This is a genomic window from Nocardia sp. NRRL WC-3656, assembly GCF_000720265.1.
GTDB classification, from domain to species: domain Bacteria; phylum Actinomycetota; class Actinomycetes; order Mycobacteriales; family Mycobacteriaceae; genus Nocardia; species Nocardia nova.
On sequence record NZ_JOJF01000011.1, the window covers coordinates 59,762 to 84,120 of the forward strand.

Genomic DNA, 24,359 nt, shown 5'->3' on the forward strand with positions numbered 1-24,359 from the left:
CCGTATCCGTCTCGCCCAGCTGCCCGTCCATCAGGCCGAGGCGGGCACGCCGGCGGTAGATGACCGGCCCGGATGGGCGCACACAACCGACGAAGGACACAACCATGGAAGCACGCATGAAGAGCGTGGCGAATCCCGACTTGCTCACCGGAATCCAGCATCTGCACAAGGCAATTCACGCCGGTGGCGTCGATCCACTCGTGCTCGAGCTGGTCCACCTGCGGGCCAGCCAGATCAACGGCTGCAGCCCGTGCGTGTTCGCGGGCGTCGAGTCGGCGAGGAAGCTCGGGGAGACCGAGCAGCGGCTGCACAGCGTAGTCACCTGGCGCGAGACCCCGTTCTTCACCGAGGAGGAACGGGCAGCGCTCGCGCTGACCGAGGCCGCCACCCGGATCCAGGACGGCTCGCCCGGAGTGACCGACGAGATCTGGGACGCGGCCGCCGACCACTTCGACGAGAAGCAGATGTTCGCGATCATCCTGAACATCGCGATCACCAACTTCTTCAACCGGATCAACCACACGATCCGGGAGCAGGCCGGCAAGACCTGGTGAAGGCGGACGGGCATCGTCCGTACGGATCGATCGCCTGCTCGACCACCAGCCGGGCGCAGCCGTCGTGGCGTTCGCCCGAGTACGTGCCGGGTCGCGGCATCAGCGGGTCGTCTGCGCCGAATGACTTCTGCCGCAACGCATGCCACACCGGACATCCAACCTCGGTAGCATGGGGTGAGACGATCCCGGAAGGGGGACATCATGTCGTCGAACAGTCACCAAGAGCAGGTCGATGATCCACGCGCCCGGTGGCGCCGCCTGCCCGCCGAACCCGCCTACTACGTCGAGGAGACCGATGTCGACGGGAGTTCGTCGAGCCACACCGTGCCCGCGGTGGACCCGGCCCAGGATTTCACTCGACTCTACGGCGGCTAGCGCCGCTGCTCGTTTCGCCGAGCGCCACTAAGTCAGGTATCCGCGGACCGCGTCCACAGCACGCCGGGCGCTCTCGGCGGCGGATTCCATGGTGGAGGGCAGTTCGGTGCGGGTCCAGTCACCGGCGAGGAACAGGCCACGCACCGGCGTGGTCTGGTCCAGGCGCAGGGATTCGAAGCCGGGATGCGCGGAGAAGGTCGCCTGCGGTTGGTGAATCACTTTGGTGCGCAGCACCTTCGCGGTCCGCGCCTCCGGATAGTGGGTGCGCAGCGATTCGAGCGCGGCCGCGACGAACGCCTCCCCGGGCAGGTGCACCGCCTCCCAGGACGCGCTGACCGCCAGCGAATAGCAGTAGCCGTCGCGGTGATCGCCGTCGTGCATTCCGCTGGTGTCGAAGACCCACTCGATGGTGGTGTCGCGCAGATTCTCGGCCAGCCGCACCATCCGTAGCGGACTGTCCAACCAGACGTAAACGCTCGAGATCGGCGCGGGCTCGATCTTGCGCGCGGGTGCGAAGAAGTCGATGCTGCCGAGCGCGCTGCGGTCCAGCAGAGTGGTCAGCGACCACGGCGGCAGGGTGAGAACTGCTGCGTCACAGTCTATTCGCTGCCCGTCGGCGAGACGCAGTCCGGTCAGCCGATCCGCATCCGCGCCGGCGTCGAGTTCCACATCCACCAACTGTGCCCTGGTCACGATCCGCGCACCGCGCTCGCGCAGATACCGTTCGGCCGGAGCGACGAACAGTTCGTGCAGGCTCACCCGGGGCCACACCGCGTCGCCCGCGCGGAGATTGCCCGCCAGCGCCCGCCGTCCGATGAAGTGCAGCGCCTGCGCGTAGGTGAAAGCCGACACCCGGTCCGGCTTTTCGTTCAGCAGGCCGATCACCAGCTGGTCCAGGCTCAACCGTCGCAGCGAATGCGGAACGCCGATCTCCCGGAACCATCGGTCTGCGGTCATCCGGTCCAGCTCCGGCGAGGGATCCCACGCCGCGGCGCCGATCCGCAACCAACTGCGCAGCGCCGGAAGTCGGTCGCGCAGCGGAATCGGCGGCCAGACCATCCACGCCAGCCCCGCGGTGTTGCGGATCAGGGCCGGCATCCAGCGCGGTCCTCGTGCGGTGAGCAGCCGGCCCGGGCCGGTGCGAATCGCGAAAGGCGGTGCGTCCCAGCGCAACTTGTCGGCGGTGCCGATGGTGTCGACGTAGCGCAGCAGGGCGTCGTAACAACCGGCGAACAGATGCTGGCCGTTGTCGACCAGCTCGCCGACCTCGGCGGCGTCGAAGGAGAAGGTGCGCCCACCGAGCCGGCCCCGCTTCTCCACGAGGGTGATGTCGAACCCTTGCTCGGCCAGCCACACCGCGACCGACAGCCCCGCCAGCCCCGCGCCCACCACCGCGACGTGCGACGCGCCTCGGTCGACGAGAGATTGATCATCTATTTCACTCATCCGCTCATGCTACGAGGAACGGGCGTCGCACGCCCGGTCGACAGAGGCACGCCCCGGAAGGTGCGCACTCCCACCGCCCGCGCTCCCGGCAAGAGACGCGGCCGTAGCATCGAATGAGCTCCACCTTTGTCTGATAGCCCCGACCGATGCGGAGGACATCATGACCACACCGAGCGATTTCACATTCGAGAACGCGTACCAGGGCGAGGGCGGCCCGTTCTCGGGCGCCAAACCGCCCTGGAGTATCGGCGAGCCGCAGCCCGAGCTGAAAGCGCTTGCCGACCAAGGGAAATTCCACGGCGACGTCCTCGACGTCGGCTGCGGCGAGGCCGCGATCTCGCTGTATCTGGCCGAGCGCGGCTTCACGACGGTTGGGCTGGACTCCGCCCCGACCGCCATCGAGCTGGCCCGCACCGAGGCCGAACGGCGCGGACTGACCACCGCCACCTACGAGGTCGCCGACATCACCTCGTTCACCGGGTACGACGGCAGGTTCGGCACCATCGTCGACAGCACCCTCTTCCACTCGATTCCGGTCGACCAGCGGGACGGGTATCAGCGGTCGATCGTTCGGGCGGCGGCTCCGGGTGCGTCCTACTTCGTGCTCGTCTTCGACCGCAAGGCGTTGCCGGTCTCGCCCGAGGGATTCGGCCCCAATCCGGTGACCGAAGAGGAACTGCGCGAAGCGGTTTCGAAGCACTGGGTCATCGACGACATCCGCCCGGCTCGCATCCACGGCAACGATCTCCCCCGCGACGCACCGGTGCGGTTCGAGGATGTACGCGACGAGCCCGGCGGCCGCAGCTCGGTCCCCGCGTGGTTGCTGCAAGCCCACCTGGCTCTGGCCTGACGGCGTCGTCGGATACCCCCGGGCGATAGGGCCGGGCCCGGCTCACATCATCACGATCAGCGTTCGTCCGGGTAGCGGCGATCCTCGTAGCGCCCGGGATCGGTGCCCTCGGTGTCGATGCGCTCCTTGCGCACGGTGTCGCCGACGGTCTCCTGTTCCTCGACATCGTCGACGGCCAGGCGCACGCGTTCGACCGGCACGGTCTCCTTGTCCACGGTCACCCGGTCGCGGTGCAGGGTGACCTCCTGCTCCTCGTCGCCCAGGGAGGTCTGCCCGTACGCGCCGGCGTCGGTGACCGGTTCGCGCTCCACGCGAACCTCTTCGTGGCTGGTCGGCACCGTGACGCTCTGATCCTCGGTGACGACGTACTTGCGCAGGCGTGCGGTGCCGACCGCCTCGCGCTGGGTGTCGACGTTCAAGCGTTCCTCGGAGCGGACCAGGCCCTGGTCGCCGGTGGGATCGGTGGCCGCGTGGCGTCCGGTCGGGCCGGCATCGGGACGCGCCATCCCCTGCCCGTCGTCGCGCACGGCACGGCCGTAGGCATCCCAGCCGGAGTGGTTCGGGTCGACGTGGTAGTGGCGGAACAGTTGTTCCTCGCCTTCCCGGCTGATGTGCCCGTCCTGTTCCACAGCGGGCGCGGATTTGACCATTTCCTTGTCCACATTCACCCGCAGCGCGTCGGACTGCGGATTGTGCTGTGCCCCGACCAGCGGAACCAGCGAATCGTGGCGGAACAGGCCGGTGGACACCGATGCCCAGGTCGGCGAACCGGTTTCGTTGTTGACGTAGATGTTTTTGACCTTGCCGATCTTGTCGTCGTGCGAGTCGTACACGGTGCTGTCCATCAGAGTGTCGAGCTGTCCGGTCATGGTTGCTCTCCTCCTCGGTACGGATGGGATGGATTCATCGGGGAATACGCCGGTGTGACCGGCTGTCGCCCCCCGGCAGCCCAGCATGATCGGCTACACGTCGGCAGGTACCCGGCAATCTTTCAGCGAAACCCGCTGGACTTGCATGGAATGCGATTCGAGCCAGCTCGCAGGCGTCGTTCGCGAGCCTGAGGCATCCGGCAACATACCCCTCGCCGCCTGATCCGACCTGGGGCGCGGTCGAATTCGTTCGACCACCCGGCGATCGCATCGTCGGCGATCGGATGCCGGTCCCCGCGTCGGGAGGGGCCACTCGGCAGGCCCGAGCCCACTTTTCCCGCTTCGGTGATCGACCAGCTACCGGCACTCGGGGGATGCGAGTATCACGTGCCGTACGAAGCGCCTCCGCCCCGCGTCTCGGTGGCGAATACTGATCGGTGTCCGGGTGGCGTCATCACCGGGATACCGATTGTGCAGTGTGGAGTTGCGATGAGGCTGCGAGCTTCGACCCTGACCGTCCTCGCCGCCGCGTGTGTCGCGGCCGCCGCATTCGCTCCCGCCGCCGCGGGGCCACCGCTGCCGGGCACGGTGGATCTGCCCTGTGCGGCGACGACCCTGCATCAGGACGTCGCGTGGTATCGGCCCGCGGGTACGCCCCGCGGCCTGGTCTGGCTGCAGCACGGCTTCGCGCGCACCGAAGGCAACGTCGCCGCACTCGCCGAAACGCTGTCCGCCGCTGGGTATCTCGTCTTCTCCCCCAGCCTGCCGTTCGTGAACCTCGACGGCTGCACCCTGCAGAACCTCGGCGACAACACCGCGTTCCTGGATCAGGTGGCCCGGCTGTTCGCCACCGCCGACGATCCCACCGGGCCCCTCGCCACCTCGGCGATCCGCGCCGGAGTCGGGTTGCCCGCGCTACCGCGCTCGTTCGTGTTCATCGGTCATTCCGCCGGCGCCGAAGCCGTCGAATACGTCGCCCACCGCCTGCACACCTCCTCTCCGGCCGCATGGGCGAAGCTGCGCGGGCTCGTCCTGCTGGACCCGGTGAAATCCTTCCTCGGCGCCGATACCGATGTCGCACTCGACGACCTCGCCGCCACCGACCTGCCCGTCCTGACCGTCTCCGGTCCGCCCGCGCTGTGCAACAACTTCGGCAGCGGAACCACCGCACTGCAGGCACATCTGCATCGCCCCTTCCTCGGGGTGCGCCTCAGCACCGGCGAACATACCGACGCCGAAGCAACCTCGAGCGATCCGCTGGGCGAATTGCTCTGCGGGACCCCGCAACCGGCAAACGTGGCAGCACTCCAGCACCTCGCCACCGGTTGGACCGGCGACTACGTCGACGGCACCACCGACTATCCGGCCGCCGCCGCGGCGGCCTTCGCCGAACACCTCGCCGAGCCCCTCACCGGAGCCTGACCGGAACCGGCGGACCGCTGCGGCCCGGCCCGGATTGCGCTCGGCGGCAATCGGTTCCGACGACCGGCCGCGCGACCACCCGGTCGAGCGTCCAAACTATTCTTCACCTGCGAAAACATATGCGAGAACAAGACAGCCGTAAGGCGTTAACGGTATGATCACAGTGGGTTTACGGTCTCGCCACAATGCCCTCGGTACTCTGAAACGGTCTACAGCGACGTACGATTTCACGCTCACCGCACAGCAATTCATGCTACAAGGGGACGCTACGTGTCGAATCCTGTGTATGCCCGCGTTCTGGGCCCTTTGACTCTCGCCCTCGACAATCGCAATGCGACGCCGACCGCACAGAAGCAGCGGCAATTGCTGGCCTTGTTGTTGATTCGGCATTCGACGGTGGTTCCGGTCACGACACTGATCGAAGAGCTGTGGAACGACGATCCGCCGCGCAGCGCGATAACGGTCGTGCAAACCTATGTTCTGGGGATCCGGAAGAAAATGGCGCAATATCTGGATGTAGACCAGGGCGAGATCGCGGACCGATATCTCCGCACCTGGAGCAAGGGATATATGTTCGACGCCCAGGACTGTGTCCTGGATTTGCGGGACTATCGCACGATGACCGACGCCGCCCGCTGCGCGCTGAATGCCGGTGACGACATGCGCGCGGTGGATTTGTTCACGGCTGCCGAAGCACTGTGGACCGGTCCGGCGCTGCTGGACGTGGAAAGCGGCCTGCCGTTGTCGGCCGAGCTGTCGCATCTGGAACAAGTGCGGCTGACCGACCTCGAGCTGCGAATCGAGGCGCAGTTGCGGCTGGGCCGCTTCCGCGAGGTCTGCCCCGACCTGGCACGACTGACCGCGGAACAGCCCCTGCACGAGCGGCTGCAGGCCTACTACATGTACGCGCTGTGCCGTTCCGGCCGGCGGCATCGCGCTCTCGAGTCCTACCATGAATTCGCCCGTTCACTGCAGCGGGAACTCGGCCTGGATCCCTGTGTGAAATTACGCCGATTACACAGCGACATTCTCAACGCCTCCGACGAATCGGTGACCCTGATGCTGGAGCGCCGCCATGCCGGATATCTGATCGGCTGGCAGGCGGGCGCGCAACGTTCCGCGACGCCCGCCTGATCCGGCCGCTCTCATTCCGGGGCGGTACCCTCGAACATTTCTTCCACCAGGGCGGTGGTATGGGTACCGGCTCGGAATTTCGGCTGATCGAGGACGTCCAGCAGAAATTCTCGAGTGGTGCACAATCGTTCGCCCTCGACCCGGAATTCCGTCAGCGCCCGGTTCATCCGCGCTATCGCGGCATCGCGATCGGGAGCCCACACGATGACTTTCGCGAGCAGCGAATCATAGTTCGGCGGCACCGAATAACCCGCCCGGATATGTGTGTCGACTCGAGTGAACGGACCGCCGGGCGCGGTGAATTCGGAAATCGTGGCGGGTGTCGGCGCGAATCCGGCCGCCGGATTCTCGGCATTGATCCGGCATTCGATCGCGGCCCCCTTCGGCTGAATGCGATCCTGCGTCCATGCCAGCGGTTCGCCGGCGGCGATCCTGATCTGCTCGGCGACCAGATCGATACCGGTGACCATTTCGGTGACCGGATGTTCGACCTGAATGCGGCAATTTACCTCCATGAAGTAATAGTTGCCGGCCGAGTCGAGCAGGAATTCGACGGTGCCGGCTCCGGTGTATCCGGCCGCGAGCACCCCGTCGACCGCGGATCGGCCGATCCGCGCGGCCAGCCCCTCCGGCAGCCGCGGCGCCGGTGACTCCTCCACCAGCTTCTGGTGCCTGCGCTGCACCGAGCAATCCCGCTCGCCGAGATGGACACCCGCGCCGAAGGTGTCACACAGCACCTGCACCTCCACATGCCGGGCGCGGTCGAGATACCGCTCGACATACACCCGGCTGTCGCCGAAGAGCATGCGGGCCGTGGCCCGGGTGTCCCGGTAGGCGCGGGCGAAATCGGCGCCGTCGTGTACTACCGCCATCCCGCGTCCGCCGCCGCCGGCGACGGCCTTGATGATCACCGGATACCCGATCCGGTCGGCGAGAGCCTGCGCCTCGTCGAATTCGAGAGCGTCGAGACTGCCTGGCAGCAGCGGCAACCCGGCCTTGGCCATCAGCGTGCGTGCCGACTGTTTGTCGCCCAGCTCGGCCATGACATCCGCGGGCGGCCCGATGAGGGTGACCCCGGCGGCCCTGCAGGCATCGGCGAAATCCGGTGATTCCGAAAGGAATCCGTAGCCCGGATGGATGGCGTCGGCGCCGGTGATCTCAGCCGCCGTCAGAATGGCGGCCGCGTCGAGATAACTGCGTTTCGCCGCGGCCGGACCGATCCGCACGGCCTCGTCGGCGAAATCCACGACCGCCGAATCGTGGTCGGCCGCCGAATAGACCGCCACCGTGCGCACGCCCATTTCCCGGCAGGTGCGGGCCACCCGCAAGGCGATCTCGCCGCGGTTGGCGATCAGAATCTTGTCGAACATTCGCGCCGCCTCTCTCAGGCCGCCGTGCGAGCGGCCACGGGGAGTCCGAAGCGACGGAATCTGGCCCGCCGCTGCGCCGCCAGCTCCTCACCGCTGCGCCCGATCAAGGCTTGCAGCGTTTCGGCCAGGGCGCGGTGCAGCCGCTCGGCCGCCGCGTGCGGCACCAGGGCATCGTCGTGGCCGAGCTCGGGCAGTACACCGTCGACGATGCCCAGACGCAACAGGTCGCGGGCCGTGATGTGCAGTGCCGCAGCGGCTTCGGCCGAAGCGCTCGGATCGTTCCACACGATGGCCGCACACCCTTCGGGGCTGATCACCGAGTAGACCGAGTCGGCCAGCATCAACACGCGGTTGGCGACCGCGAGCGCCAGCGCACCGCCACTGCCGCCCTCGCCGATCACGACACTGATCACCGGAACGCGCAGGGCCGACATCAGGCGGATGTTCTCGGCGATGGCGACGGCCTGGCCCTGTTCCTCGGCGGTCGCGCCCGGGTAGGCGCCGGGCGTGTCGATGAGCGTGACGACCGGCAGGCCGAGCTTTTCGGCCAGGCGCATGAGCCGGGCGGCCTTGCGATATCCCGGGGGCGTCGGCATGCCGAAGTTGCGGGCCATGAGCTCCTTGGGATCGTGACCCTTCTGCTGGCCGATCACCATCACCGGCTGGCCGCCGAGCCAGGCCGGTCCGCCGACGACCGCCGGACAGTCGGCGCCGATGCGGTCACCACGCAGTTCGAGGAATCCGTCGAACGCGAGCGCCACATAGTCCAGCGCCGTCGGCCGGGTGATCTGCCGCGCTCGGTGGACCTGCTCCCACGCCTGGGTCTCGGGCAGCGACTGCGGATCGGTGACGATGCCGGCCGCCGCACCCGGTTCGCCGGTGGGATCGACCGGGCCCGCGATGCGCAGCAGCGAACCCAGCGTCGCGCGCAGGCCCGACCGCGGCACGATCATGTCGATGAGGCCGTGCTCGAGCAGGAATTCCGCGGTCTGGAACTGCGGCGGCAGTTCCTGGCGGATCGTCTGCTCGATGACCCGGCGCCCGGCGAAGCCCAGCCGGGCGCCGGGTTCGGCGATCAGCACGTCGGTCAGCGTCGCGAACGAGGCGGCGACACCGCCGTAGGTCGGATCGGTGATCAGGCTGACGGTGAGGATGCCCGCGCGATCGAGCTGCTCGAGCGCCGCGCTGGTCTTGGCCATCTGCATCAGCGACAGCGGCCCCTCCTGCATGCGGGCGCCGCCGGAGGCGGTGACCAGCAGCAGCGGAATGCGTTCGGTCAGGGCGTATTCCGCCGCCACGGTGATCATCTCCCCCACCGCGGTGCCCAGGCTGCCGCCGAGGAAGCGGAAGTCCATGGCGACGATCACGACCGCGGAGCCCTCGATGCGGGCGGTCGCGCACACGACCGCGTCGCGTAGTCCGGTGCGCGCCCGCGCGCCGGCCAGCCGATCGGCATACGGCACGACGTCGTGGAAGTTCAGCGGGTCGTCCTCGGTGCCGGCGATCGGCAGCGGCTCGAACCGGCCCTCGTCGGCCAGCTGGCGCAATCGCTGCTCGGCGGACAGGGTGGTGTGCCGGCCGCATTCGCCGCACACGCCCAGGTCTCGCTCGAAACGCTTGCGATACAGCGGAATCCGGCAGCCCGGGCACAGTACCCAGTCCGCGGTGTGGGAGCTTGGCGGCATCTTCACGGGGTGTCTCCTGTGCTCGATCGGCCACGGTCAGCCGGACCGCAGCGTCCGGTGTGCCCAGGTTCGCGCGGCGCCCTCGAGGACAGCTCGATCGCGCTGCTCGAGCGGGGCTAGAGCGGCCCGCTTCACCCTGATCGTGATCTCGGGGACTTTCGGGACTCTTCGGCGAGAAGGGACAACAGCTGTGTACGCCAATGTATTCGGAGGTTCGTTATGAACCGTCGTGTCGTCGTGACCGGGCTCGGGGTTCGTGCGCCCGGCGGTAACGGCAAGGACGAATTCTGGAAGTTGCTCTCGGAGGGGCGCACCGCCACCCGCCGGATCAGCTTCTTCGACGCCTCGCCCTACCGGTCGCAGGTGGCCGGCGAAGCCGATTTCGACGCGGCCCGGGAAGGATTGTCACCCAGGGAGATTCGCCGCATGGACCGCGCCGCGCAGTTCGCGGTGGTGTGTGCCCGGGAAGCGGTCGCCGACAGCGGCCTCACCGTCGACGCGCTCGATCCGCAGCGCGTCGGCGTCAGCCTCGGCAGTGCCGTGGCCGCCGCGACCAGCCTGGAACAGGAATATCTGGTGCTGTCGGACTCCGGCCGCAACTGGGTCGTCGACGAGAAGCACGTCTCGCCCTACATGTTCGACTACATGGTGCCGAGTGTGATGCCGGCCGAGGTGGCGTGGAGTGTGGGCGCCGAGGGGCCCGTCGCCATGGTGTCCAACGGGTGCACCTCCGGGCTCGACTCGGTCGGGCACGCGGTGCAGTTGATCCGTGAGGGCTCCGCCGACGTGGTGCTGGCCGGCGCCGCCGATACCCCGATCACACCGATCGTGGTGGCCTGCTTCGACGCGATCAAGGCGACCACGCCGCGCAACGACGACGCCGAGCACGCCTCGCGCCCGTTCGACAACTCGCGCAACGGATTCGTCCTCGCCGAAGGCGCGGCGATGTTCGTGCTCGAGGAGTACGACAGCGCCCGCCGCCGCGGCGCGCACATCTACGCCGAGATCACCGGCTACGCGACGCGCTGCAACGCCTACCACATGACCGGCCTCAAGGCCGACGGCCGCGAGATGGCCGAGGCGATCCGGGTGGCCATGGACGAATCGCGGGTCGATCCCACCGCCGTCGACTACGTCAACGCGCACGGCTCGGGCACCCGCCAGAACGATCGCCACGAAACCGCCGCGGTGAAGCGCAGTCTCGGCGAGCACGCCTACCGCACGCCCATGAGTTCGATCAAATCGATGGTGGGGCATTCGCTGGGCGCGATCGGCTCGGTGGAGATCGCGGCCTGCCTGCTCGCGCTGCAGCACCAGGTGGTGCCGCCGACGGCCAATCTGCACGAGCCGGATCCGGAATGCGATCTCGACTACGTCCCGCTCACCGCCCGCGACCACCGCATCGACACGGTACTGAGCGTCGGCAGCGGCTTCGGCGGCTTCCAGAGCGCGATGGTGCTGCGCCGCCCGCAGGGGGTGCCGGCATGAGCGTCGTGACGGGGATGGGTGTGGTGGCGCCCAACGGGCTGGGCCTGGACCACTTCTGGGATGCCGTGCTGGCGGGCCGCGGGGCGATCGCACCGCTGACCCGCTTCGACACCACCGGGTTCGGTGCGACACTCGCGGGCCAGGTGGCCGAGTTCGACGCCGGCAAATACCTGCCGAGCCGGCTGCTGCCGCAGACCGACGTCTCCACGCGGATGGCACTGGTTGCCGCACAGTGGGCACTCGACGACGCGAAGGTCGATCCCACCGCACTCACCGACTACGGCATGGGCGTGGTCACCGGAAACGCTTCCGGCGGTTTCGAATTCACCCACCGCGAATTCAACAAGCTGTGGTCGCGCGGCTCCGAGCACGTGAGCGTGTACGAGTCGTTCGCCTGGTTCTATGCGGTGAACACCGGCCAGATCTCGATCCGGCACGGCATGCGGGGACCGAGTAGTGCGCTGGTCGCCGATCAGGCCGGCGGCCTGGACGCCGTCGGCCACGCCCGGCGCACCGTGCGCCGCGGCACACCCCTGGTCGTCACCGGAGGCGTCGATTCGGCGCTCGACCCGTGGGGCTGGGTTTCCCACATCGCGGCCGGAACGGTCAGTACCGCAACCGATCCCGCGCGTGCCTATCTGCCGTTCGACACGCAGGCGGCGGGCAACGTGCCGGGCGAGGGCGGAGCCATGCTGGTCCTCGAGGATGCCGCGGCGGCCCAGGCCCGGGGCGTGCCCGACTGTTACGGCGAAATCGCCGGATACGCGCAGACTTTCGATCCGCCGCCGGGTTCGCCGCGCCCGCCGGGACTGCAGCGGGCCATCGAACTGGCACTCGCCGATGCCGGACTGCGCAGCGACGACATCGATGTCGTCTTCGCCGACGCCGCCGGTGTCCCCGACGCCGACCGTGCCGAGGCGGCGGCCCTCGAGGCCGTCTTCGGGCCGGGCGGAGTCCCGGTGACCGCCACGAAACCGCTCACCGGGCGGCTGTTCTCCGGCGCCGGCCCCCTCGACATCGTCACCTGCCTGTTGGCCATGCGCGACGCGGTGATCCCGCCGACCGTGGCCACCACCGAACTCGCCGACGGATGCCGGATCGATCTGGTCCGCGGCGAACCGCGCTCGGCCGACCTCGGCGCCGGATTGGTGCTCGCGCGCGGCCGGTGGGGTTTCAACTCCGCGGTGGTCGTCCGCGCGCACCCGCGCTGACCCCGCAGCACAGCAATCGCACCCTCCCTTCGAATGCACTCAGGAGCAGATCATGACCATCACCATCGACACCCTGCGCCGAATCCTCGTGGCCTGCGCCGGCGGCGACGAGGACGCCCCCGAACTCGCCGGTGACATCGCCGAGGTCGAGTTCGAGGAGCTCGGCTACGACTCGCTGGCCCTGATCGAAACCGCCTCGCGTATCCAGCGCGAGTTCGGGGTGACGGTCCCCGAGGAACAGCTCATCGACGTCAAGACCCCGCAGGAGCTGATCGACATCGTCAACCAGCAGCTGGCGGGTGTGGCATGACCATCCGCACGACTCACACCCGTGTCGTCGAGGCCCCCGCGGACGAGGTCTACGGGCTGGTCGCCGATGTCGGGCGCTGGCCGGTGATCTTCGAACCCAGTGTGCTGGTGCGGCATCTGCACCGCGGTGCCGACGAGGAACGGTTCCGGCTGTGGGCGACGGTGAACGGGCAGGTCACCGACTGGACCTCGCGCCGGACCCTGGACCCCGCCGGCCGGCGCATCACCTTCGAGCAGGAACGCAGCCGGGCGCCGATCGCCTCGATGGGCGGCCAGTGGACGTTCGACGAAACCGGCCCGCGCACAACGACTGTCACCCTCGATCACCACTTCACCGTGGCCGACGGTGTGGATCCGGACGTGATCACCGGAGCGGTCGACCGCAACAGCGTGGCCGAGCTGGCGGCGCTGGCTCGGATCGCCGAGCTGGGGCATCCGGTCGACGACATCATCGTCACCTTCGAAGATCGCGTGACCCTCGACGCGACGGCAGCCGAGCTCTACGACTTCGTCTATCACAGCGACCGCTGGCCCGAGCACGTTCCGCACGTCGGCCGGGTGGATCTCACCGAGGACGCCGACGGGGTGCAGATGATGGAGATGGACACCGTCACCGAAGGCGGTATCCCGCACACCACCCGGTCGATCCGGATCTGTGTCCCGGCCGAGCGCATCGACTACAAACAGCAGCTGCCGCCCGCGATGCTGTTCGGGCACAGCGGCGCCTGGGAATTCGCCGACGATCCCGCCGGCGTGGTGGTCACCGCCCGCCACACGGTGGCGATCAACCCCGCCGCCGCGCGCGAAATCCTTGGTGCCGGAACCGGACTCGCCGAGGCGCGCGCCTATCTCGGCGAGGCCCTCGGCACCAACAGCCGCAATACCCTGCTGTGCGCGGTGCGATACATCGCGGCCCGCCGCGCCGACTCCGCGAAAACCCCGTCATGACGGCGACCGGAAGTCCGCGCCTGGCCGAACCGGTGGTGCAGGAGGTGGCCGAGGGTGTCTTCGCCTACACCCACGGCCACGGCGGCTGGTGCGTCAGCAACGCCGGCGTCGTCGCCGGGCCCGACGGTGCGCTGGTGATCGACACCCTCGCCACCGAGGACCGCACCCGCGGCCTGATCGAGCACGTGGATCGGGTCGCCGGCGGGCCGGCGCGCACCGTGGTCAACACCCATCACCACGGCGACCACAACTTCGGCAACCATCTGTTCGGGCCGGCTGCGGTGCTCATCGGACACGACCGGATCCGCGCCGAGATGATCGAGACCGGGCTGGCCCTGACGCAGTTGTGGCCGCAGGTCCGGTGGGGCGACGTGCGAGTCACGCCACCCACGGTCACCTTCTCCGACCGGCTGACCCTGCACGTCGGCGACCGGCGGGTCGAGCTGATCCATCCGGGTCCGGCGGCGCACACCACCAACGACGTGGTGGCGTGGCTGCCCGCGGAGAAGGTGCTGTTCGCCGGGGATCTGGTGATGTCGGGCGCGGCGCCGTTCTGCTTGTTCGGTTCGGTCGAGGGCACCCTCGCCGCGGTCCGGACGCTGGCCGGGCTGGGCGCGGAAACCGTTGTGGCGGGCCATGGTCCGGTCACCGGACCGGAGATCTTCGATCAGACGATCCGGTATCTGGAGTGGATCGTCAGGTTGGCGCTCGACGGCCGGGCATTGGGGCTGACTCCGCTCGGCATCGCCCTCGAGGCCGATCCCGGCGAGTTCGCCGATCTGGTGGATGCCGAACGGGTGGTCGGCAATCTGCATCGCGCATATGCCGAGGCCGACGGCGCGGCACCGGGGGCGCCGCTGGACGTGCTCGCCATCTTCGACGAGATGGTCGGCTACAACGACGGCCGGCTACCGGCGTGCCTGGCATGAGCGAGCGCAGCGAGCGAGAGGTCGGCACAGCCGAGCGGGAAACGGGCACGGCCGAGACCGTGGATGTGTGTGTGGTCGGCGGCGGACCGGCGGGACTGGTCGCCGGTGTGCTGCTGGCCCGGTCCGGAGCGAAAGTTCTCGTGCTGGAGAAACATCCGGACTTCCTGCGCGACTTCCGCGGTGACACGGTGCATCCGTCGACGCTGACGGTGATGGACGAACTCGGGCTCGCCGAGGAGTTTCTCCGGCTGCCGCATGTGCGGGCTCCGCAGCTGCCGATGGCGACCGCGATGGGGCCGGTCGTGTTCGCCGACTTCCGCCGGCTGCCCGGCCGGTTTCCGTTCGTGGCGTTCATGCCGCAGTGGGACGTGTTGAACTTCCTCGCCGAAACCGGTCGCCGGTATCCGGGATTCCGTCTGCTGCAACGGGCGGAGGTCACCGAACTGCGCGAGTCCGGTGGCACCGTCACCGGCGTGCGCGCCGCCACCCCGGACGGTCCGCTCGAGGTGCGGGCCCGTCTCGTGATCGCCGCCGACGGACGCAATTCGCTGGTGCGCACCAGCGGCGCACTGGCGGTGGCGGCGAGCCGCGCGCCGATGGACGTGTTGTGGTTCCGGGTGGGCAAACCCGTGGGCGAGAGCCTGCCGACGGTTCGCAGCGGCAAGGGCTTCTTCATCGTCTGCATCGATCGCGGCGACTACCTGCAGGTCGCCTACATGATCTCCAAAGGCGGATTCGAGGCGATCCGGGCCGGTGGGCTGCCCGGGTTCCGGACACAGCTCGCGGCCATCTATCCGGTGCTGGCGCCGGGGCTCGAGGCCGCGATCCGCGACTGGGACGATGTGAAGCCGCTCGATGTGCGGGTGGACCGGCTGCGGCACTGGTGCCGGCCCGGCCTGGTGGCGATCGGTGATGCCGCGCACGCGATGTCGCCGGCGGGCGGCGTCGGTATCAACCTCGCGGTCCAGGACGCCGTCGCCGCCGCGCGGCTGCTGGCGCCCACACTGGCCGCGGGCGGCGTGCCGAATCTCGCGCGGTTGCGCGCGGTGCAGCGCCGCCGCGAATTCCCCATGCGGGTGGTGCAATTCGCGCAATTGCGACTGCTCGCCGACCTGTATCCGAACGCGGGAGGACCCAGCACCGACAAGCCGCTGCTGGCCCGGCTGCTGCGTCGCTTCCCCGGACTCTCACACGTGGTGGCACGGGTGATCGGGCTCGGGATCCGGCCCGAGCACGTCCCGCCGGCCCACGGCGACCATCTCATCGTTTCCGGTACCTAGTTTCGAGCACCCAGGAGGACCTGTCGTGTCGACCTATCTCCTCGTTCACGGCGCGTTTCACGGCGGCTGGGCCTGGCAGCGGGTGACCCCGCTGCTCACCGCGGCCGGCCACCGTGTCTTCGCGCCCTCACTCGCCGGTATGGGCGAACGCGCCGACGAGCTCACTCCCGACGTGGGACTCGACACCCACGTCGACGATCTCGCCGAGCTGATCGTCGCCGAGGATCTGCGGGAGTTGATCCTGGTGGGCCACAGCTATGCCGGGATCGTCGTCACCGCGCTCGCGGACCGGTTCCCGGACCGCATCGCCGAGCTGATCTACGTGGATACCTTCGTGCCACGAGACGGCGAAGCCGTCGCCGACATCATGCCGGAGATGGTCGAGGCGTTCACCACCGCGGCCGCCGCCGTGGGAGACGGCTGGCGCGTGCCCCCGCCGACCGAGCCGATGGGTGACAGCGGAATCAACGGCGTCACCGAGGAACCCGACCTGAGCTGGGTGGCCTCGATGCTGACGGCCCAGTCGCTGAAGACGTTCCACCAGCCGCTGACGCTGCGCAATCCGGACGATCTGGCACTCGTTCCCGTCACCCACATCCACTGCAGCGAGGGCGGCGAGGCCTTCAAAGCGATGCGCGCGGCGATGCCGCGGACCCTTCCCCCGGCCGACCTGCCCGCCGAACGGCTCGAGATCCTGCCGACCGGGCACGACTGCATGATCACCATGCCGCGTGAATTCGCCGGGCTGCTGTTGAAATTCGCGTCTCAGCCGTCGCCCGCGTCGTAGGCGGCGCGAGCCGCCAGCACCTCCGCCAGGTGCTCGTTCGACCACCGCGCGAGACCGTCGAACAACGGAGTGAGGGTGCCGGCCAGCGCGGTGGCCGCGTACTCGACGCGAGGGGGGACCTCGGGATGGTAGGTGCGCTGCACCAGACCGTCGCGTTCGAGCTGGCGCAGCCGCTGGGTCAGCACCTTGGGCGTGACGCCCGGAATGCGTTGCTGCACTTCGTTGAAACGCATCCGCCCGTCGTGGATCAGCACCCACAGCACCTGGGTGGACCAGCGGCCGAAGAACAGGTCGACCACCGGGGAGATCGGGCACGGATCCGCTACGGGCGGCGGCGTGACGGGCGTCATGAGCACTCCTGGGCACTTTCCATTTGGTAACTACTATACTTTGGAAACTACTGTGTGACCAGAAGCCTTCACCGGCGCGAGAGGAGCACAGTGATGACTGCGACGGCACCCCACGGAAACCTGCACTTGCCCCGGCGGCGCGGCGAACGCCCGCTCACCCGGCCACACAATCCGCATCAGCAGCTCACCCAGAATCCGGACGTCCGGCTCCAGGAAGCGCTGTGGGCGCGCATGGCCACACTCGATGGTGTGCTGGCCGCCCGCAGTACGGTCTCGCTGCCCGACACCCGCGCCCTGCATCTGCACCCCGATCTCGCGCACGGCCCCGAGGACGCCTTCCTGGCCGGCACCGAATTCGCCCACCTGCACGGGCACGCTGACGGTAGCCTGCATCTGCGCCTGCCGGAAACCGCTGCCGCCGAGGCCGTTTCGGCCGGCTGGGCCGAACAGCATCCGATGGCCCGCGCCGGCGTCCTGCCGGCGACGCTGCTGATGGTTTACGGCCCGCGCGACGCCGACGAACTGGAACAGGTCTGGCAGCTGGTACGCGCCTCCTACGACTACGCCCGCGGGAACGCTCGAGCATGATTCGAGCGGCGCCACGCATCGTGAGGACCATGACTGCGACTGATCTCGTCGGCACCTGGGAACTGGTGTCCTACTACGACATCGACGACGCGGATGTGCGCAGCGAAGGGCCACTGGGCCCGGCGCCGCGCGGTCTGCTCATCTACACCGCACAGGGCTCGGTCTCGGTGAGCATGATGCGCAGCGGCGAGACCACCGCCGCGAACACGTTCATGGGCTACGCCGGAACCTGGCGCACGGCCGGAAAGGCGGTGGTGCACGCGATCAGCGTCTGCTCCAATCCCGCCTGGGCCGGCACCGAGCAGGTACGCCAGATGTCCCTCGACGGTGACGTGCTGACGCTGATCGGCGCCGCACAAGTGGACGGGCGGACCCAGCGCCGCATTCTCACCTGGCGCAGGTCCGCCCGCCCGTGCTGATCATTCCGGCGAGTACGAGAACAGAGGTTCGTCGAATTGCACGGATTCACCGTCCTGTTTGAGGATCGCGGTGACGACCCCGCCCACCTCGGCCGTCACCGGGATCATCAGCTTCATCGCCTCCACGATGCCGACCTGACGCCCCGGCGACACCCGGTCGCCGACCGCCACGAACGGCTCGGCACCGGGCTGCGGGCTCCGATAGAACACGCCCACACTGGGTGCGCGGATCACCGGATCGGTCACCGGCGCCTCGGTCGCGATGTCGGTTGCGAGGGCCGGGGCCGGTGCTGCGCCGGCACTGGCGCCCGCCTCCCCCGAGCCCTGCGGCCACTGCGCCTCCACGGTCACCTCACCGACCTGGATCCGCAGGCCGCTGGGCTGGGCGGGGAAGCCGGCCAGCAGCCGCAGCGCACCCGACTGGATGGCGTCGAGTATCTGCAGGTAGTCGTGCTGGGCGGCGTCGAGTTCCGGTGTGGGCGTGACGTTTTCGTCCATTGTTGTCATGACGGCGCTCCGCGGTCAGTAGTTGCCCAGGCCGCCACAGACATTCAATGCCTGTGCGGTCACGGCGGCGGCGGCCGGCGAGATCAGGTAGTCGACCATCGCGGCCACCTCGTCGACCTGGACATAGCGGCCGATCGGCACCCGGGCGCTCACCCGCGCGTGCACCTCGTCGGTGTCGACACCCCACAGACCCGAGTACACTTCCCGAACCCGTTCGGCCATCGGCGTTTCCACGAATCCGGGGCAGACCGCGTTGACCGTGATCCCGGTCTTGGCCAGCTCCAGCCCCAGCGCCTTGGTGAAGCCGACGACCCCGTGCTTGGAGGCGGAATAGGGCGCGCCGTGAAGCACACCCTGCTTGCCGCCGGTCGAGGCGATGTTGACGATCCGGCCGCTGCCCCGCTCGAGCATGCCACCGGCGGTGAGCGCGGCCTTGGTGGCGTAGAAGACGCTGTGCAGGTTGGTTTCGATCACATCGAGCCACAGCTCGTCCTCGATCTGCGCGGTCACGCCGCCGCCGCTGCGGCCGGCGTTGTTGACCAGGATGTCGACCGGCCCGAACCGCCGTACCCCGGCGTCGACGTACTCCCGGATCCGGTCGGCGTCGCGGACGTCGCAGCCCACTCCGTCCACCGCGAATCCGTCGTCCTGCAACTGCTTGGCCGTATCGGCCACCCGCTGCTCGTCCCGGGCACAGATGAACACCGCAACACCCTGTGCCGCCAGGTTTTTCGTGATCTGCAAGCCCATCCCGCTGGTCGCTCCGCTGACCAGCGCCACGCGCTGACTGTCCGCCATATCTCCTCCATCGGTGCTGGATCCGGTTACGCCGGCCCGTCCGGCCACCAGCGTCGCGAAAGGCCCTATAAGACCGGTCAAACCGGTGCGGGCTCGACCGAATCTCGAGTGCCGTCGGCGACCGTGGAGCGCGATCGAGGTCCGCCCGGAATCCCGGCGGCCACACCGTCTTCCGAGGAGCCGTCCATGACCACTGTCGCCAGCCGCGCCGAGCTGTACGCCGAGGTCCAGCAGTTCTACGCCGATCAGATGCAGCGCCTGGACAACCGCGACATCACCGGATACGCCGAAACCTTCACCGAGGACGCCGAATTCGAGCACACACCCGGCCGCCCGCCCGCACGCACCCGCGCCGGGATCGTCTCGGATCTGGTGGAGTTCCACAAGCGCTTCGACAGCGATCCGATGCAGCGCCGGCACTGGTTCAACATGATCAACCTCTCCCCGCAAGACGACGGCAGCATCGTCGCCACGATGTACTGCCTGGTGGTCAAGATCCGGCCCGGCGCGGCACCGGAGATCGCGCCCAGCTGTGTGGTGCACGACGTCCTCGTCCGCATCGACGGCGAACTGCGCACCCGCTCCCGCCGCGTCACCCACGACTGACCGAAACCACAACCCCCACAAGGAGTTACGCTGTGAGCACCGCTCAGCCCACCACCCACCTCACCCTCGCGGCCGAAGCCCAGGACCTGCTGTTCCGCACGGCCCGCACCGCCAACACCTTCACCGACGAGCCGGTGAGCGACGAGCAGATCCGCGCCATCTACGACCTGGTCAAATACGCGCCGACCTCGATGAATCAGCAGCCGCTGCGCATCGTGCTGGTCCGCGGCGCCGAGGCCCGCGCCGCCCTCGTCGAGCACATGCTCGACAACAACAAGCCCAAGACCGAGAAGGCGCCGCTGACCGCGATCCTGGCCGCCGACCTCAATTTCCACGACCACCTGCCGAAGGTCTTCCCGCACGCACCCGACGCCAAGGACTACTTCGCCGACGACGACTACCGGGCCGAATCGGCACGGTTCAACGCGCTGATCCAGGTGGGCTACTTCATCCTCGGCATCCGCGCGGCGGGCCTGGCCGCCGGCCCGATGAACGGGTTCGACGCCGCCGGAGTCGACAAGGAGTTCTTCCCCGAAGGCACGCACAGCGCCCTGGTCGTGGTCAATATCGGCAAGCCGGGCCCCGACGCCTGGTACCCGCGCTCCCCGCGGCTGGAGTACGACGAGGTCGTAACAACCGTCTGATCTCCGCCCGCCCGAAGCCCGATCGGAATTTCCGATCGGGCATTTCGTGCTTCCTCGAAGGGACTTTCGGCCCTTGGGCGCCATCCTCCGCGTCGGCACAGTTGTCGTGCGTCGAAACGGGCCGGGTGAGCGAAAGAGGGCGAGCGGGTGTTGCGGGAATCTCAGGCATGGTCGTCGGCAGCTTTCCCGGACATCGTCATCTTCACCCGCGGGCCGGTACCCGCACTCGAGGCAGAACGTGTGGCAGGGGCAGTGGGCCGGCTGCTGGCGCGCCACACCGTCACAGGCGGCGCCCGGGTGCGGGTGACCGCCGCTCCCGGCGAGACCGAATCCCTGCTGGTCCAAGTGAATCTCGCACTACCCGATCGCCCGGTCCGGATGCAGGTGCGCACCCGCGAGCCCCACGAGGTGCTGTCGGTGGTGGTCCGGCTGGAACGGCAGCTCACCGACCCGGCCGTCCGGGAGTGGCCGGATCCGGCCCGACCGGCGCTGGCCGACCCCGGCGTCGGAAAGATCGTGCGCCGCAAGGTATTCCCACTCGACACCCTGCGCCCGAAGTCGGCCGCGGCGATGATGGACACGCTCGACTTCGACGTGCACCTGTTCGTCGACGCCGAAACCGGTGAGGATGCCGCCGTCTACCGGGCCGGCCCCTCGGGACTACGGCTGGCGCGCCGATCTCGGATGCATCCGCCCTCCGATACCGGCGGCCGGATCTTCACCGTGCACTCGCGTCCGACACCCATCCTCACCGAATCCGCGGCGGTGGAGCGGCTGTGCGAGCACGGCCTGCCCTTCCTGTTCCACATCGACGCCTTCACCGGGCGCGGACATCTGTTGTACCGCCGCTACGACGCGGATCTCACCCTCGTCACACCCTGTGCCGAGGTCGCATTCGACACGGAAAGGTAGATCACCAGCGTGGCACGAGAGTTGACGCAACGGGAAATCCTCACCGAACTCGAACCGGTCGCCGCCACGGCACTGGACCGGCATCTGTCGATGGTCAAGGAGTGGCATCCACACGACTACGTCCCCTGGGACGCCGGCCGCAACTTCGCGATGCTGGGCGGAACCGACTGGGAGCCCGGGCAATCCACGCTCAGCGAGGTGGCGAAGGCGGCGCTGGTGACCAACCTGCTCACCGAGGACAACCTGCCCTCCTACCACCGCGAGATCGCCGAGAACTTCTCCCAGGACGGCGCCTGGGGAACCTGGGTGGGCCGCTGGACCGCCGAGGAGAACCGCCACTCCGTCGTGCTGCGCGACTATCTCGTGGTCACCCGCGGCGTCGACCCGGTCGCGCTCGAGAACACCCGCATGACCCATATGACCAACGGCTTCACCCCGGGAGTGGCCCGGCTGCTCGACGGCGAAGCGGGGTTCCTGTATTCGGTTGCGTACGTGAGCTTTCAGGAACTGGCCACCCGCGTCAGCCACCGCAACACCGCCAAGGTGTGCGACGACCCGATCGCCGACCGCATGCTGCAGCGCGTCGCGCTCGACGAGAACCTGCACATGATCTTCTACCGCACCATGTGCGCCGCCGCGTTGGATCTCGTTCCCGATCAGGCGATGACGGCCATCGACCTCATCGTCGAGAACTTCAAGATGCCCGGCGCCGGAATGCCCAACTTCCGCCGCAACGGAGTGCTGATGGCCAAACACGGCGTCTACGATTTGCGCCAGCACTACGAGGACGTGCTCGAACCGGTGATCCGGCAATGGAACATCTTCGGCCGCAACGACTTCGGTCCACGCGGCGAACAGGCCCGGGAACGACTGGGCGCCTTCCTGGAGAATATGCAACTGGTGCAGATCCCGCGCTTCGAGGAGCACCGCGATCGATCCCTGGCCCGCGAGCGGGCCCGCGCCTGATTCAGCGGGGATGGCGCGGTATGCGGGTGTGAGCGGTGAGCAGCAGGTGGTCGAAGGCGGTGAGCGTCTGCGGCTGCGCCTCCGGCAGCGTCTCCAGTTCGGCGACCAGCTGGGCGGCCAGGTCGCGCAGTTTGGTGTTGGTCTCCTGAGAACGCCAGGACAAGATCTTGAACGCCTGCTCGGCATTGACGCGATACATCCGCATCAGCACACCCTTGGCCTGTTCGATCACCGCGCGATGCTCGATCACGTCGGGCAGGGCCGCCGACAGGGTTTCGCGCTCGCTCTCGGCCAGGGTCTCGGTGAGGTCGATGTAGAAGCCGCCGGTACCGATGACAGCTCCGGCATCGTCGTAGAGGCGGTCGGCGACCACCATCACGTGATGCACCTGTCCCGCGGTGTCGATGAACCGGTGCCGGCTGGAGAACGATTCACCCAGATCGACCGCGCGGGCGATGCGCGCCGACACATCGTCGCGGTCGTCGGGATGTTTGTGGGAGAGCAGCAGCTCGGTGGTCGGCACCACGCTGCCGGGGGTGTAGCCGTGCATCCGGTACACCTCTTCCGACCACTCCCAGCGCCGGGTCGCGAACCAGAACCGGAAGGATCCGACCCGCGGCACACTGCTCGGATCGACCGGTGCCGTTTCTCCCGTCGTGTGATCGTGTTCGTTGTCCATACCGTTGCGCCGCACGAAACAATTATGGCCGGTGGAGATCGTTCCGGTGGTGCGGTCCGCGACGACTGTTCACATGAAGGGCCACAGGTCCGCGTCGCGGTGGGTGGTCTGCGCCAGCCGGGGATCGTCGGCCGAACGCAGCCAGCGCACCGGCACCCGGATCGGTTCGATCGAGGGCAGGCACGCCACCCGGCCGGTGCGGTCCACGAGCGATCCCACCACGCGATATCCCTGCTTCGGCGCCAAGCCCAGGGCCGCGGCCTGGTCGTCGCTGAGCGTGACCTCGGTGTGCGAGCGTTCGATGAGCCGCAGTCCCTCGACCGTCACCGGATCGGTGTCGTAGTCGACGTTGGAGACCGTGAGCCGGAACCGGGCGCCCGTGAGCAGACTCGCCATCCACATCGACGTCCCCAGTCGCTCGCGGTCGGGATAGCGGGCGGCCGGCAGTCGATGCGGGACCAGCACTACGTAGGTATGCCCGATCTCCACGTCACGGGCGCGCATGGCCTCCAGAATCGTCCTCCCGGCGTTCCGGTGCAACGTTGCCGTTACAAGGCTCGCCGCAGCATCGACCCGCTTCGACCAGCACGTCGGCGCCCGTGGGTCACGTCACAACACGGCCCGGAAATAGCTCGCCGGGTGTCTCGGTTGTATCCGCTGTCGGCGTCCGGACAGCCCCGGGCCGCACCCTTCAGTCGCTTCGAGCGACCACTCGCCGAGAGGCGCTTGTGGGACGTCGACCTGATACGGACGCCGCCGGGAACGCCACCCGGCGGCGTTCTGCTGTCGGCTCACCGAGCGGTGACGCCGGCGCTGGCCAGATCGTCGTACACCGAGACCATCCGATCCAGGCCGGTGACCTGGATGACACGTTTGGCCGCCCCGGACGCGACCACCCGCAACCGCCGGGGAGCCACCGTGGTCGCGGCCGCGTGCAGAACGCTCAGACCGGCCGAACCCAGGAAACCCACTCCGGACAGATCGATGACCGGCGCGGCTTGGTCGGCATCCTCGAACGCCTCGCTCATCCGGTCCAGCACACTCTGCAGCTGGTCGGCCGTCATCGCGTCGACATCGCCGTACGCCGATATGACGAGCGCACCGCCGGTCCGGTCGACCTCGACGCTCAAGCCGCTGTCATCCACCAAGACACTCATCTCCTCGTCACCGCCATACATCACATTCGTATACAACCCCCGCCGCGCGAGCCCAAACCTCTTTTTTCTCCGCCTC

At 68.4% G+C, this 24,359-nt stretch carries 28 protein-coding genes; 18 read left to right on the top strand and 10 right to left on the bottom strand.

Features of this window, described 5'->3' with window-relative positions; translation table 11 throughout:
• Positions 1–104 precede the first annotated feature (104 nt).
• Together IG65_RS0116590 and IG65_RS37790 are read left to right on the top strand one after the other, a co-directional pair.
• A complete protein-coding gene (locus IG65_RS0116590) occupies positions 105–554 on the top strand; it encodes a carboxymuconolactone decarboxylase family protein (protein ID WP_030515831.1) in 450 nt (149 codons plus the stop codon).
• A gap of 201 nt (positions 555–755) precedes the next feature.
• A complete protein-coding gene (locus tag IG65_RS37790; protein WP_156055655.1) occupies positions 756–929 on the top strand; it encodes a hypothetical protein in 174 nt (57 codons plus the stop codon).
• A 27-nt stretch (positions 930–956) separates the two neighbouring features.
• Here the strand turns inward: IG65_RS37790 and hpnE are convergent, their stop codons facing one another.
• A complete protein-coding gene (gene hpnE / locus IG65_RS0116600) occupies positions 957–2,375 on the bottom strand; it encodes a hydroxysqualene dehydroxylase HpnE (protein WP_063833624.1) in 1,419 nt (472 codons plus the stop codon).
• Positions 2,376–2,535: 160 nt separating this feature from the next.
• On the opposite strand from hpnE, the gene IG65_RS0116605 reads away from it, so the two are divergent.
• Positions 2,536–3,225, top strand: coding sequence for a class I SAM-dependent methyltransferase (locus IG65_RS0116605; RefSeq protein WP_030515833.1), 690 nt, complete (start codon positions 2,536–2,538; stop codon positions 3,223–3,225).
• 56 nt (positions 3,226–3,281) lie between these two features.
• Here IG65_RS0116605 and IG65_RS0116610 read toward each other — a convergent pair whose 3' ends face one another.
• The gene (locus tag IG65_RS0116610) at positions 3,282–4,094 is read right to left on the bottom strand and encodes a DUF2382 domain-containing protein (RefSeq protein ID WP_030515834.1); all 813 of its coding nucleotides are present in this window, start codon (positions 4,092–4,094) and stop codon (positions 3,282–3,284) included.
• A 489-nt stretch (positions 4,095–4,583) separates the two neighbouring features.
• On the opposite strand from IG65_RS0116610, the gene IG65_RS0116615 reads away from it, so the two are divergent.
• Positions 4,584–5,516, top strand: coding sequence for an alpha/beta hydrolase (locus tag IG65_RS0116615; protein WP_051756248.1), 933 nt, complete (start codon positions 4,584–4,586; stop codon positions 5,514–5,516).
• Between the two features lie 270 nt (positions 5,517–5,786).
• Positions 5,787–6,650 carry an AfsR/SARP family transcriptional regulator gene (locus IG65_RS0116620; protein ID WP_081879522.1) on the top strand — a complete coding sequence of 288 codons (864 nt, stop codon included), beginning with the start codon at positions 5,787–5,789 and terminating at the stop codon, positions 6,648–6,650.
• An 11-nt stretch (positions 6,651–6,661) separates the two neighbouring features.
• On the opposite strand, the gene IG65_RS0116625 is transcribed toward IG65_RS0116620, so the two are convergent.
• Positions 6,662–8,020, bottom strand: coding sequence for an acetyl/propionyl/methylcrotonyl-CoA carboxylase subunit alpha (locus IG65_RS0116625; protein ID WP_030515837.1), 1,359 nt, complete (start codon positions 8,018–8,020; stop codon positions 6,662–6,664).
• A gap of 14 nt (positions 8,021–8,034) precedes the next feature.
• Positions 8,035–9,705 (bottom strand): acetyl-CoA carboxylase carboxyl transferase subunit, encoded by a 1,671-nt coding sequence (locus tag IG65_RS0116630; RefSeq protein ID WP_030515838.1) that lies wholly within the window; start codon positions 9,703–9,705, stop codon positions 8,035–8,037.
• A gap of 219 nt (positions 9,706–9,924) precedes the next feature.
• Here IG65_RS0116630 and IG65_RS0116635 point away from each other — a divergent pair, with 219 nt between their 5' ends.
• The 7 genes from IG65_RS0116635 (at position 9,925) to IG65_RS0116665 (ending at position 16,657) form a co-directional block, all read left to right on the top strand.
• Positions 9,925–11,193, top strand: coding sequence for a beta-ketoacyl synthase (locus tag IG65_RS0116635; protein ID WP_030515839.1), 1,269 nt, complete (start codon positions 9,925–9,927; stop codon positions 11,191–11,193).
• Positions 11,190–12,404, top strand: coding sequence for a ketosynthase chain-length factor (locus IG65_RS0116640; protein WP_030515840.1), 1,215 nt, complete (start codon positions 11,190–11,192; stop codon positions 12,402–12,404). The genes IG65_RS0116635 and IG65_RS0116640 overlap by 4 nt, the downstream gene beginning before the upstream one ends.
• Positions 12,405–12,456: 52 nt before the next feature.
• Positions 12,457–12,714, top strand: a complete 258-nt coding sequence (locus tag IG65_RS0116645) for an acyl carrier protein (RefSeq protein WP_030515841.1) — start codon at positions 12,457–12,459, stop codon at positions 12,712–12,714.
• On the top strand, positions 12,711–13,661 hold the full coding sequence (locus IG65_RS0116650; RefSeq protein ID WP_036524815.1) for an aromatase/cyclase: 951 nt from the start codon (positions 12,711–12,713) through the stop codon (positions 13,659–13,661). Before IG65_RS0116645 ends, IG65_RS0116650 begins: the two co-directional genes overlap by 4 nt.
• A complete protein-coding gene (locus tag IG65_RS0116655; protein WP_030515843.1) occupies positions 13,658–14,590 on the top strand; it encodes an MBL fold metallo-hydrolase in 933 nt (310 codons plus the stop codon). The genes IG65_RS0116650 and IG65_RS0116655 overlap by 4 nt, the downstream gene beginning before the upstream one ends.
• A gap of 65 nt (positions 14,591–14,655) precedes the next feature.
• Positions 14,656–15,870: an FAD-dependent oxidoreductase gene (locus IG65_RS0116660; RefSeq protein WP_369801554.1), complete on the top strand. Its 1,215-nt coding sequence runs from the start codon at positions 14,656–14,658 to the stop codon at positions 15,868–15,870.
• Positions 15,871–15,895: 25 nt separating this feature from the next.
• Entirely contained in the window at positions 15,896–16,657 is a 762-nt protein-coding gene (locus IG65_RS0116665; RefSeq protein ID WP_030515845.1) for an alpha/beta fold hydrolase, read from the top strand.
• Here IG65_RS0116665 and IG65_RS0116670 read toward each other — a convergent pair.
• Positions 16,636–17,007 carry a helix-turn-helix domain-containing protein gene (locus IG65_RS0116670; protein WP_030515846.1) on the bottom strand — a complete coding sequence of 124 codons (372 nt, stop codon included), beginning with the start codon at positions 17,005–17,007 and terminating at the stop codon, positions 16,636–16,638. The two genes, IG65_RS0116665 and IG65_RS0116670, sit on opposite strands and share 22 nt — an antisense overlap.
• Before the next feature lie 93 nt (positions 17,008–17,100).
• On the opposite strand from IG65_RS0116670, the gene IG65_RS0116675 reads away from it, so the two are divergent.
• On the top strand, positions 17,101–17,595 hold the full coding sequence (locus tag IG65_RS0116675) for a luciferase family protein (RefSeq protein ID WP_036524818.1): 495 nt from the start codon (positions 17,101–17,103) through the stop codon (positions 17,593–17,595).
• Positions 17,596–17,624: 29 nt separating this feature from the next.
• Entirely contained in the window at positions 17,625–18,014 is a 390-nt protein-coding gene (locus IG65_RS0116680) for a lipocalin-like domain-containing protein (protein WP_030515848.1), read from the top strand.
• Here the strand turns inward: IG65_RS0116680 and IG65_RS0116685 are convergent, their stop codons facing one another.
• A complete protein-coding gene (locus IG65_RS0116685) occupies positions 18,015–18,521 on the bottom strand; it encodes a biotin/lipoyl-containing protein (protein WP_081879523.1) in 507 nt (168 codons plus the stop codon).
• 15 nt (positions 18,522–18,536) lie between these two features.
• Entirely contained in the window at positions 18,537–19,319 is a 783-nt protein-coding gene (locus IG65_RS0116690; RefSeq protein ID WP_030515850.1) for an SDR family NAD(P)-dependent oxidoreductase, read from the bottom strand.
• Between the two features lie 186 nt (positions 19,320–19,505).
• Here IG65_RS0116690 and IG65_RS0116695 point away from each other — a divergent pair, with 186 nt between their 5' ends.
• The 4 genes from IG65_RS0116695 to IG65_RS0116710 all read left to right on the top strand — a co-directional run bounded on the left by IG65_RS0116695 (position 19,506) and on the right by IG65_RS0116710 (position 22,447).
• Positions 19,506–19,925, top strand: coding sequence for a nuclear transport factor 2 family protein (locus tag IG65_RS0116695; RefSeq protein ID WP_030515851.1), 420 nt, complete (start codon positions 19,506–19,508; stop codon positions 19,923–19,925).
• A 32-nt stretch (positions 19,926–19,957) separates the two neighbouring features.
• Positions 19,958–20,569, top strand: coding sequence for a malonic semialdehyde reductase (locus tag IG65_RS0116700; protein WP_030515852.1), 612 nt, complete (start codon positions 19,958–19,960; stop codon positions 20,567–20,569).
• Positions 20,570–20,809: 240 nt separating this feature from the next.
• On the top strand, positions 20,810–21,481 hold the full coding sequence (locus tag IG65_RS0116705; RefSeq protein ID WP_231509251.1) for a sigma 54 modulation/S30EA ribosomal C-terminal domain-containing protein: 672 nt from the start codon (positions 20,810–20,812) through the stop codon (positions 21,479–21,481).
• Positions 21,482–21,490: 9 nt separating this feature from the next.
• Positions 21,491–22,447, top strand: a complete 957-nt coding sequence (locus IG65_RS0116710; RefSeq protein WP_030515854.1) for an acyl-ACP desaturase — start codon at positions 21,491–21,493, stop codon at positions 22,445–22,447.
• A 1-nt stretch (position 22,448) separates the two neighbouring features.
• Here IG65_RS0116710 and IG65_RS0116715 read toward each other — a convergent pair whose 3' ends face one another.
• The 3 genes from IG65_RS0116715 to IG65_RS0116725 form a co-directional block, all read right to left on the bottom strand.
• Positions 22,449–23,126 carry a PAS and ANTAR domain-containing protein gene (locus IG65_RS0116715; RefSeq protein WP_036524875.1) on the bottom strand — a complete coding sequence of 226 codons (678 nt, stop codon included), beginning with the start codon at positions 23,124–23,126 and terminating at the stop codon, positions 22,449–22,451.
• A 69-nt stretch (positions 23,127–23,195) separates the two neighbouring features.
• A complete protein-coding gene (locus tag IG65_RS0116720; protein WP_030515856.1) occupies positions 23,196–23,630 on the bottom strand; it encodes a hypothetical protein in 435 nt (144 codons plus the stop codon).
• A gap of 287 nt (positions 23,631–23,917) precedes the next feature.
• Positions 23,918–24,283 carry an STAS domain-containing protein gene (locus tag IG65_RS0116725; RefSeq protein ID WP_030515857.1) on the bottom strand — a complete coding sequence of 122 codons (366 nt, stop codon included), beginning with the start codon at positions 24,281–24,283 and terminating at the stop codon, positions 23,918–23,920.
• Positions 24,284–24,359 lie beyond the last annotated feature (76 nt).